We start from the raw sequence: 14,342 nt of genomic DNA on the forward strand, positions 1-14,342 counted from the left end.
GCCGGTCAGCTCGTCCAGCGGAGCCTTCCGTCGGTAACGGTGAAGCGCTCGTGCTCCATGACGGAGCCGGGCGCCGAACCGGTCTCCAGCAGGTTGGAAAGAGGCCGGAGATAATCATCGAGAGAGGGCAGGAAGAAGCTCGGGAAGTCGCCTTCGCTGAACGTCAGAAGGGGCGGCGGGCCAGGAGGGTTCTGCGCGTCCAGAATGACTCCGTAGGGCCCGTCGCTCTTCTCCATGATCGGGATCCACGGCGACTGCCAGTACTCGTCGTCCCCGATGTCCTGGGCGATGTGCAGATACTCCGCGTGCCGGCCGGCCATTTCCTTGCAGCCGAGGAATCTCATACCGCCAGGGAAGATGACCGAATCACGGTGCGGGAGGAGGGAGATCCCACCACCAGGAATGGGCTTCGCGGAATCCTTCGCGGTACTTCCGTTGTTCATGCGGAGCCAGGTCTCGAGAACGGTGGGGATCTCGAATCCCAGGTTCTCGTTCAGGCCCGCGATCTCCTCGTCCGAGGCCCCCGGGCGTAGTGCCTCCGCACTGGCCGGAGCGTGTCCCTGGAGCCAGCTGACGATGCGCTCCCACACCGAGGCCACCTCGTAGCCCTGTGGCATATCGGTACGTCCTTTCCGTTCCGTGTCCGGCCTTTACACCGACTCCCGCCACCCATTGGTAATAGGCAACCGCCGGTCCTTCCCGAACCCCTTCGCCGAGATCTTCGTCCCCGGCGGATACTGCCGCCGCTTGTACTCAGCCGTGTCCACCATCCGCAGCACCCGAGTCACCAACTCCGCGTCGTACCCGGCCGCGACGATCGCATCGGCACCCGTGTCCCGGTCCACGTACAGCTCAAGGATCGCGTCCAGCACCGGATAGTCGGGCAGCGAATCCGTGTCGATCTGCCCCGGACGCAACTCCGCACTCGGCGGCTTCGTGATCGAGTTCTCCGGGATCGGCGGGGTCTGGCCCCGCTCAGCCGCAGCCCTGTTGCGCCACTCGGCGAGCCGGAAGATCGACGTCTTGTACACGTCCTTGATCGGGCCGTACGCCCCCACCGAGTCGCCGTACAACGTCGAGTAACCCACCGCCAACTCGCTCTTGTTGCCCGGCGCCAGCACGATGTGGCCCTCCTGGTTGGAGATCGCCATCAGCATCGTGCCGCGCAGGCGGGACTGGAGGTTCTCCTCCGCCAGGCCCGTCAGGCCCAGGGAGCCCATGTACGCGTCGAACATCGGCGCGATCGGCACCGTACGGAAGTTCAGCCCCGTCCGGCGAGCCAGTTCCTCCGCGTCGCCGATCGAGTGGTCGGAGGAGTACTTGGACGGCATCGCCACGCCGTACACGTTCTCCGCGCCCACCGCGTCGCACGCCAGCGCCGCCACGAGGGCCGAGTCGATGCCGCCGGACAGGCCGATCAGGACCGAGCTGAAGCCGTTCTTCTTCACGTACGCCCGCAGGCCGACCACCAGCGCCGAGTACATCTCCTCGTCGTCGTCGAGGCGTTCCGCGTACGAGCCCGTCCGCTCGGCCTCGTACGCCTCCACCGGCTCCTCCGACAGGACCACTCGGTCGATGCGCAGACCGTCGTCCACCACGCCCGTCGGGGCGTCGGGGAGGGCCGCCGGCAGGTCCAGGTCGAGGACCACGCAGCCCTCCGTGAACTGGGGGGCCCGCGCGATCACCTCGCCGTTCCCGTCCACCACGATCGAGTCGCCGTCGAAGACCAGTTCGTCCTGGCCGCCGACCATCGCCAGATAGGCGGTCGTGCAGCCCGCCTCCTGGGCGCGCTTGCGGACCAGTTCCAGGCGCGTGTCGTCCTTGTCGCGCTCGAAGGGGGAGGCGTTGATCGAAAGCAGCAGGCCCGCCTTCGCCGAGCGTGCCGCCGGGACCCGGCCGCCGTCCTGCCAGAGGTCCTCGCAGATGGCCAGCGCCACGTCCACACCGTGTACCCGCAGCACCGGCATCGTGTCGCCCTGCACGAAGTAGCGGAACTCGTCGAAGACGCCGTAGTTGGGGAGGTGGTGCTTGGCGTACGTCAGGATCACTTCGCCGTTGTGCAGTACCGCGCCCGCGTTGCGCGGGGAGCCCGCCGGGCGGCCGAACTTCGGCAGGTCGGTCTCGGAGCGGTCGAGGTAGCCGACCACCACCGGGAGGTGGCCGAAGCCCTCCTCGGCCAGGCGCGTGGCGAGTGAGCGCAGGGCCGTGCGGGACGCCTCCACGAAGGAGGAGCGCAGGGCGAGGTCCTCGACGGGGTACCCGGTCAGCACCATCTCCGGGAACGCCACGAGATGCGCTCCCTGCTCGGCGGAGTGCCGGGTCCAGCGGAGGATCGATTCCGCGTTCCCGGCGATGTCGCCGACGCGCGAGTCGATCTGGTTCAGGGCGAGGCGTAGTTGAGGCACGTCGCCAAGTGTAATCGTCAATGCGACGCGATGGGGTGGCGGCGGGAGGGATGTGGGTCACCCCACGTCACTCCCGCCACCACCCCGGCACCGCGCGGACAGCGCGGTCAGCGCCTCAGCGGCGGTACGACTCCACGTAACCCTTCGCGGGCGTACCCACGCCGGTCACGTCGTCGTAGCCGCGTACGGCCTTCAGCGAGCTGTCCTTGCCGAGGCTGCGGACGGAGGTGAGGATCCCGTCCGTGGCGTCGTAGCCGTTGGTGAAGTCCAGGCGTGCCACGGCGAGCCCGTACCCCGTGGGGTTGTCGGTCACGTCGTGGTAGAGCCCCGCATGGGAGGCGTACCTCGCGTAGATCGCCGGGTTGGCGAAGCCGATCGGCGCGCCGCCGCGGGCCTCCTGCGCGAGCGCCTGTACGGCTGCGATCACCGGTGCCGCAAGCGACGTACCGCCGATGCGGTACTCGCTGTACGCGACGCCGCCCTCCGGCAGGGTCTGGGTCTGGCCGACCTTGAAGCCGGTGTTCGGGTCGGCGATCGCCGCGATGTCCGGGACGACCCGGTTGCCCTTCTCGCTGTTGGCCTTGGCCAGCGAGTTCGGGACGATGCCCTTCTGGTAGAAGGGCTCCGCGACCGTCGCGCTGGTGCCGCCGCCCGCGCCCGAGGTGAAGGCACCCGGGAAGTCCGTCCAGGACTTGCCGTCGGCCGACAGGGTGGCCTTCTCGGTGCCCCAGCCGGTCTCCCACTGGTACGCGTCACCCTTGCCGACCGCCAGCGAGGTACCGCCGACCGCCGTCACCCACGCCGAGTTGGCCGGGGTGTCGACCTGCTTCGTACCGGTGTTGACGACCTCGTCGCCGTTGTCGCCGGAGGAGAAGTAGAAGCCGATGCCCTCGACCGCGCCGAGCTTGAACACCTGGTCGTAGGCGGCGGCCAGGTCCGGCGTCTGGTTGGCCTCGATGTCGCCCCACGAGTTGGAGACGATGTCCGCGAGGTGCTTGTCGACGATCGTGCCGAGCGAGTCGAGCAGATCGTCGTCGGTGCAGGACGCGGAACCGACGTACGTGATGTCGGCGCCCGGCGCGACCGCGTGCACGGCCTCGACGTCGAGGGTCTCCTCGCCGTACCAGCCGGCCGCGGAGCACTCCTCGGTGTACCTGTAGTCCGTCGGCAGGACCTGCTTGAGCTGGCCGCTCCGGTAGGCGGCGTCGCCGTGCTTGGCCGCGTAGGTGGCGGCGTCGCCGGCGATGTACGGCGAGGCGTAGGCGTCGGTGATGGCGACGCGCACCTTCTTGCCGGTCCAGCTGCCCGCGCCGTACGCGGCCCGCAGCTGCTTGCCCGTGTAGCCCTCGACGGTGTACGGGATCTGCTTGCCGTACGCCGTCGGCAGCGTGGTGGCGGTGTTCGAGCCGTAGTACGTGGAGAAGGGTCCCAGGTTGCGGAACACGGTCTCCGGTGCCGGCAGCGTGTCGTCGTGGGTCGCCGTGTGCGGGGCGTTGTCCAGACCCGTGACGGTCAGCACGGCACCGTTCAGGCTCTCCGGCGCGGACGCGGTCTTTGCGGGAGCCCGATAGGTCCGCTTGCCCTTGGCGTAGTTGTGCAGCTGCGTGCCGAAGGCCTTCTCGGCGGCGGCCACGTCACCGGTCACCGTGACGTAGTGCGCCGTGACACCGGTGACCTTGAGGCCCGCCGACGTCAGCCACGCCTTGACCGCGGCGACCTGGGCCGGGGAGGCCCCGAAGCGCTGCTGGACCTGCGCGGCGGTGAGGTACTTGCCGTACACGGCGGACGTCGGGTCGGAGACGGCCTTCGCGTACGCGGCCAGACCGGTGGCATCCCGGCCGGCGAGGTAGACCCGGGCGGAGACCTTGGAGCCGTCGGACGTGGCTCCCTTGTCGGCCTTGGCGGTGGCCCACGCGGGCCTGGTGCCGGCGAGCGTGTCCCGGCCCGGGGAGTCCGCGGCATGGGCCGCGGGTATGCCGAGCGCCAGCGCGCCGGCGAGGAGCGGCAGGGTCGCTGCCAGGCTCACACCGGCGCGCGTGATGGCGCGATTGGATCTCATTGAGGAACCCCCTGATGCGGTTCAACGCGAGTGATCATCCGACTCTCGCGATGAACCGTCCATGCCAGGGGAATCTGGGGGGCATGGCTGGGCCAAGAAGCTCCCAAGGAACCGTATACGCAGGGGATTTAAGGCAAATATCCCAACTTGGCGGCCATCTCAACTTGGCGGCTATCCCAACTGAGTGGCTATCTCAACTGGGTGCCTACGACAGCGCCTTGGCGCCGCGCTCCTTCAACATCCCCGCCATGAGGGAGATCTCGGACTCCTGCGCGTTGACCATGCCCTGCGCGAGCCGCTTCTCGACCCCCACCTCGCACCGCTCCACACACCCCTGGGCCATGTGGACCCCGCCCTGGTGGTGCTCGGTCATCAGCTGGAGATAGAAGACCTCGGCCTGCTTGCCGCTGAGCTTGCCCAGCTTCGTCAGGTCGGTGTTGGTCGCCATGCCCGGCATCAGCGCGCCGTCCTTGCCGTCGGCCATGCCCGCCATGTCCATCCAGGACATGGGCGCGTCCGAGGACACCTTCGGCAGCTCCCACAGGTCGAGCCAGCCCAGCAGCATGCCGCGCTGGTTGGCCTGCGTCTGCGAGATGTCGTACGCGAGCCGCCGGATCTCCTCGTTGTCCGTCCGGTCGCGCACGATGTACGACATCTCGACGGCCTGCTGATGGTGGACGGCCATGTCACGGGCGAACCCGGCGTCAGCCGAGTCGGCGGCGGGCGCCGTCATCCCGGAGTCGTCGCCGTCGGCGACCGCGTAGGTGATCGCGCCGGCCGCGACGAGCGCCGTCACGGCGGCGCCGGCGATCCAGGGCGCGCGCATCACTGCGACAGCCCGTTCGTGCAGGCGGCGCCCGGCTCGGGGGTCTGGTCGCCCTGGACGAACTCCGAGAAGAACTTGTCCACGTTCGGGTCGGTGGCGCTGGTCACTGTGCGCTGCTTGCCCCACGCGGAGAGCATGATCGGGTCGGCCTGCTTGTCGTCCGGGCTCATGAGCGTGTACGGCGTCTTCTTCACCTTGGCCGCGAGCGCGTCGATGTCGGTCTTCGACGCCTTGCTGTTGTACGTCACCCACACGGCGCCGTGCTCCAGCGAGTGCACGGCGTTCATGTTGTTGATCGCCTTGGTGTAGACGTCGCCGTTGCAGTTCATCCAGACCTGGTTGTGGTCGCCGCCGACCGGGGGCTCCATCGGGTAGTTCACGGTCTTGGTGACGTGGTTCTGGGTGAGCTTCGTGTCCCAGGTCTTCACACCGTCCGCGCCGGTGACGAACTTGCCCGTGCCCTTGGAGTCGCTCGCGGCGGTGCTGCTGTCGTCGTCGGACTGCGACTGCACGAGAACCGTCGCGCCGACAACGAGACCGGCCACTATGACGACGCTCACGCCGATCGTGAGGATCCGGTTCCTGCGCTCGCGTGAGCGCTCGGCGCGCCGCATCTCCTCTATGCGCGCCTTGCGCGCCGCGCTGCCGCTGCCGCTGTCTTTGGCGCTCTTCTTGGCGGAACCCATGGGATCGATCCTTCTGGGGAAAGGGACGGGGAAAGGGACGGTCGGTCCCCTGATCGTAATCCGTGGCGGCCGATCGTCGGCCCCGATGGCCCGCAACGGTTCCGGTCGGTGGTCGCCCATTACGGATATCGCCGCGAACAGGCAAGATGGGCTGCAGAGCGGTCCACCCGCCGTACGCGAGGCGTTCACTCCGAGGTCGGCTGGACGATCAAGGTGCGCAATGCGCATGAAATGCTGTTGTGGTGGGATGCTCAGGTGCCCGACCGCCTTCCGTGGTGCGGGAGACAGGCGGCCTGACCAGCAAGGATGGGGAAGCGGAAGATGGACAAGCAGCAGGAGTTCGTGCTCCGGACGTTGGAGGAGCGTGACATCCGGTTCGTCCGGCTGTGGTTCACGGACGTGCTGGGCTTCCTCAAGTCCGTGGCCGTGGCCCCGGCGGAGCTGGAGCAGGCCTTCGACGAGGGCATCGGTTTCGACGGCTCCGCGATCGAGGGATTCGCCCGCGTATACGAGTCCGACATGATCGCCAAGCCGGACCCGTCGACGTTCCAGATCCTCCCGTGGCGCGCGGAGGCCCCCGGTACGGCCCGGATGTTCTGCGACATCCTCATGCCGGACGGCTCCCCGTCCTTCGCGGACCCGCGCTACGTCCTCAAGCGCGCCCTCACCCGCGGCTCCGACCTGGGTTTCACCTTCTACACCCACCCGGAGATCGAGTTCTTCCTCCTGAAGGACAAGCCGCTCGACGGCACCCGCCCGACCCCGGCCGACAACTCCGGCTACTTCGACCACACCCCGACCCACGTCGGCCAGGACTTCCGTCGCCAGGCGATCACGATGCTGGAGTCGATGGGCATCTCGGTCGAGTTCTCCCACCACGAGGGCGCCCCCGGCCAGCAGGAGATCGACCTCCGCTACGCCGACGCGCTCTCCACGGCGGACAACATCATGACGTTCCGCCTGGTCATGAAGCAGGTGGCGCTGGAGCAGGGCGTGAACGCGACGTTCATGCCGAAGCCGTTCTCCGAGTTCCCCGGCAGCGGCATGCACACGCACCTCTCGCTCTTCGAGGGCGACCGCAACGCGTTCTACGAGTCGGGCTCGGAGTACCAGCTCTCCAAGGTCGGCCGCTCCTTCATCGCGGGCCTGCTGAAGCACTCGGCGGAGATCGCCGCCATCACCAACCAGTGGGTCAACTCGTACAAGCGCATCTGGGGCGGCTCGGAGCGCACGGCGGGCGCCGGCGGCGAGGCCCCCTCGTACATCTGCTGGGGCCACAACAACCGCTCGGCCCTGGTCCGCGTCCCGATGTACAAGCCCGGCAAGACGGGCTCCGCGCGCGTGGAGGTCCGCTCCCTGGACTCGGGCGCGAACCCGTACCTGGCGTACGCCGTCCTGCTGGCCGCAGGCCTCAAGGGCATCGAGGAGGGCTACGAGCTGCCCCCGGGCGCCGACGACGACGTATGGGCCCTCTCGGACGCGGAGCGCCGCGCGATGGGCATCGAGCCGCTGCCCCAGAACCTGGGGGAGGCGCTCACGCTGATGGAGCGCAGCGAACTGGTCGCCGAGACGCTTGGCGAGCACGTGTTCGACTTCTTCCTGCGGAACAAGCGGCAGGAGTGGGAGGAGTACCGGTCCGAGGTGACGGCCTTCGAGCTGCGGAAGAATCTGCCGGTTCTTTAAGGGGCGCTTTTTTTGGGGTCCACCGGCCGCTCTCCTCGCTGCGGCCGGTGGGGGCTTGTCGCGCAGTTCCCCGCGCCCCTTAAGGGCGCGCCAGCTCGGTCAGCAGCTCGTGCAGGGGCTTCTGTGCCCGCACTCGGTACTCCTGGATCGCCCAGCCGTTCCCGTCCGGGTCCTTGAAGTACATGAAGGTGGCGCCGTCGTCCGGGGAGTACTGCATCGGTTCCGAGACCTCCAGGCCGCGTTCCGTCAGTTCGGCGTGGGCCGCCTTGATGTCGGGGACGCAGAGTTGGAGGCCCTGGTACGAGCCCGGGGCCGGGGTCGGGCCGTCCATCGTCTCCCAGACGGTGTCGCCGAGGGCGATCGAACAGCCCGAGCCCGGTGGCGTGAGCTGGACGATGCGCATTCCCGGCATGACCTCCTGGTCGATGTCGACGTGGAAACCGGCCTTGTCGCGGTAGAAGTCGCGGGCCCGGTCGATGTCGCTCACGGGCAGCGGGATCACTTCCAGCGTGTACTGCATGGCAGTCCTCCAGATCGCTTCACGTCGTCGTTGACGGGCGCTCAGGGCGCTCAGGGTGCTCAGTCGAACCGCCAGCGCGTCTGGCTGAACGGCTCCCCCTTACCGAAGCCGAAAACCGTGCGGGGCGCCACCGAAAAGACCACAGCGTGTCCGGAGCCGTGCTGGAAGTGACCGTCCCGCACCTCGAAGTGCCAGAAGCTGCCGTACTTGGCCTCCCAGGCCGCGGCCAGCTCGCGCAGACGGTCGTCGTCCGACACCCGTACGGCCTCGCCCTCGACCACCAGGTCGTACCCCTTGTTCCAGGTGTTGGTGCCCGTCGTCAGCACGACCTGCGGGTTCTGGGCGAGGTTGCGCGCCTTGCGCTCCTCGGGGCCCGTGCAGAAGTGCAGCGCGCCGTGCGACCAGATCGCGGGCAGCGGGGTGACATGGGGACGGCCGTCGGGTCGTACCGTCGAGATCCAGAAGAGTTCTGCGGCGCTGAGGCGTGCTTCTGTCTCGGGCCACGGGGGTGCGGTGGCGGTCTCCTCGCTGTAGCGGGGGTCGAGCCGGGTCCGCGGGGCAGTGGTGCCGGACATGGGGTGCCTCCTCGGCGTCGGTGGTCCCGTCGTAGGGCTGACCCCGTACGGCGGCCGAAATCATCGGTCCCACCAGTGGACATCGGGCCGCTCCGTCCGGCGCTTCCCACGGACTCTCCGGCTAGGCTCATGGCCGTACGACCTTGATCCGCTGGTCCGACGGGAGGCCCAGGATGATGGCGCCGGGGCGCAGGAGCAGTACCTTCACGCGGCTGCTGCGGCACGGCTTCACCGATCCCTCCGGGGCCGAGCGGCTCCTCGAGAGTGCCGGGCTGGCCTCCCTGCGGGACGACCCGGTGCTGCTCGACGCGCTGGGCGCGACCGCCGACCCGGATCTCGCGCTGCTCGGGCTCGTCCGGCTCGTCGAGGCGCAGGACGGGCGGACCGCCAGGCACGAGCTGCTGGACACGGTGATAGCGGCCAAGCCGCTGCGCGACCGGCTGCTCGGGGTGCTCGGCGCCTCCGCTGCCCTCGGCGACCATCTGAACCGGCATCCCCGCGACTGGCACGCCCTCGTCATGTACGAGCCCCGGGACCTCCACCCCGGGGTGGAGGAGTTCGAGCGGGGGCTCGCCGAGGCCACCGACCCCATCTCGCTGCGCGTCGCCTACCGGCGCTGCCTGCTGTCCATCGCCGCCCGTGACGTGTGCGGCACCACCGACATCGCCCAGACCGCCGCCGAACTCGCCGACCTCGCCACCGCCACCCTCCGCGCCGCCCTCGCCATCGCCCGGACCGCCGCGCCCGAGGACGCCTCGATCTGTCGGCTCGCCGTGATCGCCATGGGCAAGTGCGGCGGCCACGAGCTGAACTACGTCTCCGACGTCGATGTCATTTTTGTGGGGGAGGCTGTTGAGGGGGCCGATGAAGGCAAGGCTCTTCGCGCCGCCACACGCCTCGCCTCGCACCTCATGCGCATCTGCTCCGAGACCACCATCGAGGGCAGCATCTGGCCCGTCGACGCCAATCTCCGGCCCGAGGGGCGCAACGGACCCCTCGTGCGGACGCTCAGCAGCCATCTCGCCTACTACCAGCGCTGGGCCAAGACCTGGGAGTTCCAGGCGCTGCTCAAGGCCCGGCCGGTCGCCGGCGACCCGGAGCTGGGGGAGCAGTACGTCGCCGCGCTCGCCCCCCTCGTCTGGCACGCCGCCGAGCGCGAGAACTTCGTCAACGACGTGCAGAAGATGCGCCGTCGGGTCGTCGAGAACATTCCCATCGCCGAAGTCGAGCGGGAGCTGAAGCTCGGGCCCGGTGGTCTGCGTGATGTCGAATTCGCCGTGCAGCTGCTTCAGTTGGTGCACGGGCGGGCCGACACCTCCCTGCGGAGCGGGACCACTCTCGATGCCCTCAACGCGCTCGCCGCCGGCGGGTACGTCGGGCGTGCCGATGCCGTCCAGCTCGACGACGCCTATCGGTTCCTGCGGTCCATGGAGCACCGGATCCAGCTGTTCCGGCTCCGGCGCACCCATCTCGTCCCCGAGGACGAGGCCGATCTGCGGCGCATCGGGCGCTCGCTGGGGCTGCGTACCGACCCCGTCGCAGAGCTGAACCGTGAGTGGAAGCGGCACGCGTCCGTCGTACGGCGGCTGCACGAGAAGCTCTTCTACCGGCCGCTGCTCGATGCCGTCGCCCAACTCGCCCCCGGCGAGAGCAGGTTGAGCACCGGTGCGGCCCGGGAGCGGCTGGTCGCGCTCGGGTACGCCGATCCGGCCGCCGCCCTGCGGCACCTGGAGGCGCTGGCGAGTGGGGTGAGCCGGAAGGCCGCCATCCAACGGACGCTGCTGCCCGTCCTGTTGGGCTGGTTCGCCGACTCCGCCGATCCGGACGCCGGGCTGCTCAACTTCCGCAAAGTGTCCGACGCGCTCGGCCGAACCCCTTGGTATCTACGGCTGTTGAGGGACGAGGGCGCCGCCGCCGAGAACCTGGCTCGGGTTTTGTCCGCCGGGCGTCTCGCCCCCGACCTGCTCATGCGGGCCCCGGAGGCCGTCGCGCTCCTCGGGGACGGCGACGGCGGAGGCCAGCTGGAGCCCCGCGAACGCGACCACCTGGAGCAGGAGATACTGGCCGCCGTCGGACGCTCCGAAACCGGCGAACAGGGCGTGTACGCCGCCCGCGGTGTCCGCCGACGCGAACTCTTCCGTACGGCCGCCGCCGACATCGTCGGCTCCTACGGCACCGAGCAGTCGCCCGCCGCGGCCGACCAGGGCGCCCTCGTGGACCTCGTCGGCAGCGCACTCTCCGACATCACGGCCGCGACCATCGCCGGGACCCTGAGGGCTGTCGTGCGAGACGGGTGGGGCGACACCCTGCCCACCCGGTTCGCGGTGATCGGCATGGGCCGCTTCGGCGGGCACGAACTCGGCTACGGCTCCGACGCCGATGTGCTCTTCGTGCACGAGGCCCGTGAGGGCGTCGGCGAGGAGGAGGCCGCCAAGGCAGCCAACGCCGTGGTCTCCGAGATGCGTCGGCTGCTCCAAGTGCCCAGCTCCGACCCGCCGTTGCTCATCGATGCGGATCTGCGCCCCGAGGGCAAGTCCGGGCCGACCGTGCGCACCCTGACCTCGTACGAGGCCTACTACCGCCGTTGGTCCCTCGTCTGGGAGTCACAGGCACTGCTGCGGGCCGAAGTCGTCGCAGGGGACCTGGAGTTGGGGCGCCGCTTCATCGAGCTGATCGACCCGCTGCGCTACCCGGCGGAGGGCCTCGGCGACGACGCGGTGCGCGAGATCCGGCGGCTGAAGGCACGGATGGAGTCGGAGCGGATGCCTCGCGGCGCTGATCCGACCCTGCACACCAAGCTCGGCCGGGGCGGCCTCTCGGACGTGGAGTGGACCGTCCAGCTGCTGCAGCTCCAGCACGGCTGGGCCGAACCCGGGCTGCGGACCACCCGTACCCGCGAAGCCCTCGCCGCGGCCTGCGCCGCCGACCTCATCTCCGGTGAGGACGCCGCGATACTGGACGAGGCGTGGGTCCTGGCCACCCGGGTGCGCAACGCCGTGATGCTGGTGCGCGGACGGGCCGGGGACACCTTCCCCTCCGACGGGCGTGAACTCGGCGCGGTCGGGCGGTACCTGGGATACGGGCCGGGGCATGTCGGCGACATGATCGACGCGTACCGGAGGACCACCCGACGGGCCAGGAGCGTCGTGGACACGCTGTTCTACGGGGCGGCATCCGCGTAGGAGGAGCCGTAGGAACGGCCCGGTCGGCTATGGCTTGACCGGGAGCAGCGGCCCGCCCTGCCCCTGCACCGGGACCAGCTTCGGAAGGGCGTACGGCAGCTTGCCGTACCAGAGGCGGGCCACCAGGAAGCCGAAGCTCAGGCACATGAGGCCGCCCACCGCGTCCAGCCAGAAGTGGTTGGCGGTGGCGACGATCACCAGCAGGGTGGCCATCGGGTAGAGCAGACCGAGGACGCGCACCCACGGCACGGTCGCCAGGGCGAAGATCGTCAGACCGGCCCACGTGGACCAGCCGATGTGCATCGACGGCATCGCCGCGTACTGGTTCGACATGTGCTTCAGGTCGCCGGAGGCCATCGAACCCCAGGTGTGGTGGATCATCACCGTGTCGATGAAGTCGCCGCCGTTCATCAGCCGGGGCGGGGCCAGCGGATACAGGTAGTAACCGACCAGTGCGACGACCGTGGTCGCGAAGAGGGTCAGCCGTGTTGCCGCGTACCGGCCCGGGTGACTGCGGTACAGCCACACGAGAACACCGAGCGTGACGACGAAGTGCAGCGTCGCGTAGTAGTAGTTCATGCCCACGATCAGCCAAGTCACCGAGTTGATCGCGTGGTTGACCGATTCCTCGAAGGCGATGCCCAGGCTGTGCTCGGTCTTCCAGATCCAGTCCGCGTTGCGCAGCGCCTCGGCCTTCTGCTCCGGTACCGCATTGCGGATGAGTGAATACGTCCAGTAACTGACCGCGATCAGCAGGATCTCGAACCACAGCCGCGGCCGACGCGGAGCGCGGAGCCTGCGCAGGAAGGCATTGCCCGCGCGGCCGTTCACCTCGTCCGGCGCGTCCGGTGCGTTCGTGGCGTCCGTCGCGTCTGCCGGGTCCGCTTGGCCAGCTTGGCCCGCGACAGAGTGCGGAGCGGCCATGTCATGGCCTTCCTTCGTCGTCACGGTCGTCTCACCCATGGGCACAGAGTCTGCCAGATACGGCCCCCTTCCAGATCATCCCCTGGTCCTGTACGACCCGCACGTTCTACGGCAGGGGAGGCGCCCGAACTCCTACCTAGGAACGAGTACGTTCCCCAGGGGCCGAAGCCGTCGAACCCCGAACCACCAGCTCAGGCATGAACACGAACTCGCTGTGCGGGGCGGGCGTACCGCCGATCTCCTCCAGGAGCGTGCGTACGGCGGCCTGGCCCATCGCCGGGACCGGCTTGCGTACGGTGGTGAGGGGCGGGTCGGTGAAGGCGATCAGGGGGGAGTCGTCGAAGCCGACGACCGAGATGTCCCGGGGGACCTCCAGACCGCGCTGGCGGGCCGCCCGTATCGCGCCCAGCGCCATCATGTCGCTCGCGCACACCACCGCCGTACAGTCGCGGTCGATCAGCGCCGTGGTCGCCGCCTGGCCGCCCTCAAGCGTGTACAGCGAGTGCTGGACGAGGCGCGTCTCTACGTCCTGTGCCGTCAGGCCCAGCAGATCCTGCATCGTGCGGACGAAACCCTCGATCTTGCGCTGTACCGGCACGAAACGCTTCGGGCCGAGCGCGAGACCGATGTTGGTGTGGCCGAGCGAGACGAGGTGCGTGACCGCGAGGTTCATCGCCGCGCGGTCGTCGGGGGAGATGAACGGCGCCTGCACCTTGGGGGAGAAGCCGTCGACCAGTACGAACGGCACGCCCTGGGCGCGCAGTTGCTCGTAGCGCTGCATGTCGGCGGAGGTGTCCGCGTGCAGTCCGGAGACGAAGATGATGCCGGCCACGCCCCGGTCGACGAGCATCTCCGTCAGCTCGTCCTCCGTGGAGCCGCCGGGCGTCTGGGTGGCCAGGACCGGGGTGTAACCCTGCCGGGTCAGGGCCTGGCCGATGACCTGCGCCAGGGCCGGGAAGATCGGGTTCTCCAGCTCCGGGGTGATGAGGCCCACCAGGCCCTCGCTGCGCTGCCGCAGCCGGACGGGGCGCTCGTACCCCAGTACGTCGAGGGCGGCGAGCACGGACTGGCGGGTGGTGGCGGCGACGCCCGGCTTCCCGTTGAGGACCCGGCTGACCGTCGCTTCGCTCACCCCCGCCTGGGCGGCGATGTCGGCAAGCCGTGTGGTCACAGGGCTGGACTGTACCGGCCGGCCCTCTCCTTGCACACCGAACGCACGCCTGGCACGGGCCGTCGGACGACCCACCGGACGGCCGGAACGGCCGCCTGCCGCTGGGGGTTGCTGCGTCATCGCGCTCCCTCGGTGTTCTGGTCGGGCCTGGTTGGCAAGAGCTTGCAGAGTCTTGCACAAGAGTCCCGGATCGCGCTGATCGACGGTAGAGAGACGGTAGAGAGCAGGCCCAGGGCGGGGTCAGGGCGTGTGCGGGAGGGGTTCGGGGTGAGCTCGGAGCGGTGTCGGACGGGTCACGGCACGGTAACTGT

General features: G+C 69.2%; 11 protein-coding genes. 2 read left to right on the plus strand and 9 right to left on the minus strand.

Annotated features, from left to right (window positions below):
- Positions 1-5: 5 nt before the first annotated feature.
- The 5 genes from ACWCRB_RS18760 to ACWCRB_RS18780 all read right to left on the minus strand — a co-directional run bounded on the left by ACWCRB_RS18760 (position 6) and on the right by ACWCRB_RS18780 (position 5,976).
- Complete coding sequence (locus ACWCRB_RS18760) at positions 6-617, minus strand: SMI1/KNR4 family protein (RefSeq protein WP_405538062.1); 612 nt, start codon at positions 615-617, stop codon at positions 6-8.
- Between the two features lie 33 nt (positions 618-650).
- Positions 651-2,405 (minus strand): NAD+ synthase, encoded by a 1,755-nt coding sequence (locus ACWCRB_RS18765; protein WP_450997101.1) that lies wholly within the window; start codon positions 2,403-2,405, stop codon positions 651-653.
- 115 nt (positions 2,406-2,520) lie between these two features.
- Positions 2,521-4,464, minus strand: coding sequence for a S53 family peptidase (locus ACWCRB_RS18770; RefSeq protein WP_450997102.1), 1,944 nt, complete (start codon positions 4,462-4,464; stop codon positions 2,521-2,523).
- Positions 4,465-4,669: 205 nt separating this feature from the next.
- Complete coding sequence (locus ACWCRB_RS18775; RefSeq protein WP_450997103.1) at positions 4,670-5,290, minus strand: DUF305 domain-containing protein; 621 nt, start codon at positions 5,288-5,290, stop codon at positions 4,670-4,672.
- Complete coding sequence (locus ACWCRB_RS18780) at positions 5,290-5,976, minus strand: DUF3105 domain-containing protein (RefSeq protein WP_450997104.1); 687 nt, start codon at positions 5,974-5,976, stop codon at positions 5,290-5,292. Before ACWCRB_RS18780 ends, ACWCRB_RS18775 begins: the two co-directional genes overlap by 1 nt.
- Before the next feature lie 321 nt (positions 5,977-6,297).
- Between ACWCRB_RS18780 and ACWCRB_RS18785 the strand changes: the two genes are divergently transcribed.
- Positions 6,298-7,659, plus strand: coding sequence for a glutamine synthetase family protein (locus ACWCRB_RS18785; RefSeq protein WP_369030842.1), 1,362 nt, complete (start codon positions 6,298-6,300; stop codon positions 7,657-7,659).
- A 79-nt stretch (positions 7,660-7,738) separates the two neighbouring features.
- Here ACWCRB_RS18785 and ACWCRB_RS18790 read toward each other — a convergent pair whose 3' ends face one another.
- Together ACWCRB_RS18790 and ACWCRB_RS18795 are read right to left on the minus strand one after the other, a co-directional pair.
- Positions 7,739-8,179, minus strand: coding sequence for a VOC family protein (locus tag ACWCRB_RS18790; RefSeq protein ID WP_450997105.1), 441 nt, complete (start codon positions 8,177-8,179; stop codon positions 7,739-7,741).
- Between the two features lie 59 nt (positions 8,180-8,238).
- On the minus strand, positions 8,239-8,754 hold the full coding sequence (locus ACWCRB_RS18795; RefSeq protein WP_450997106.1) for a pyridoxamine 5'-phosphate oxidase family protein: 516 nt from the start codon (positions 8,752-8,754) through the stop codon (positions 8,239-8,241).
- 173 nt (positions 8,755-8,927) lie between these two features.
- Between ACWCRB_RS18795 and ACWCRB_RS18800 the strand changes: the two genes are divergently transcribed.
- A complete protein-coding gene (locus tag ACWCRB_RS18800) occupies positions 8,928-11,936 on the plus strand; it encodes a bifunctional [glutamine synthetase] adenylyltransferase/[glutamine synthetase]-adenylyl-L-tyrosine phosphorylase (protein WP_450997107.1) in 3,009 nt (1,002 codons plus the stop codon).
- 27 nt (positions 11,937-11,963) lie between these two features.
- Here the strand turns inward: ACWCRB_RS18800 and ACWCRB_RS18805 are convergent, their stop codons facing one another.
- Positions 11,964-12,899: a phosphatase PAP2 family protein gene (locus ACWCRB_RS18805; RefSeq protein ID WP_450997108.1), complete on the minus strand. Its 936-nt coding sequence runs from the start codon at positions 12,897-12,899 to the stop codon at positions 11,964-11,966.
- 97 nt (positions 12,900-12,996) lie between these two features.
- Entirely contained in the window at positions 12,997-14,031 is a 1,035-nt protein-coding gene (locus tag ACWCRB_RS18810) for a LacI family DNA-binding transcriptional regulator (RefSeq protein WP_268828249.1), read from the minus strand.
- Positions 14,032-14,342 lie beyond the last annotated feature (311 nt).

It is taken from the genome of Streptomyces sp. NPDC002156 (assembly GCF_053593675.1).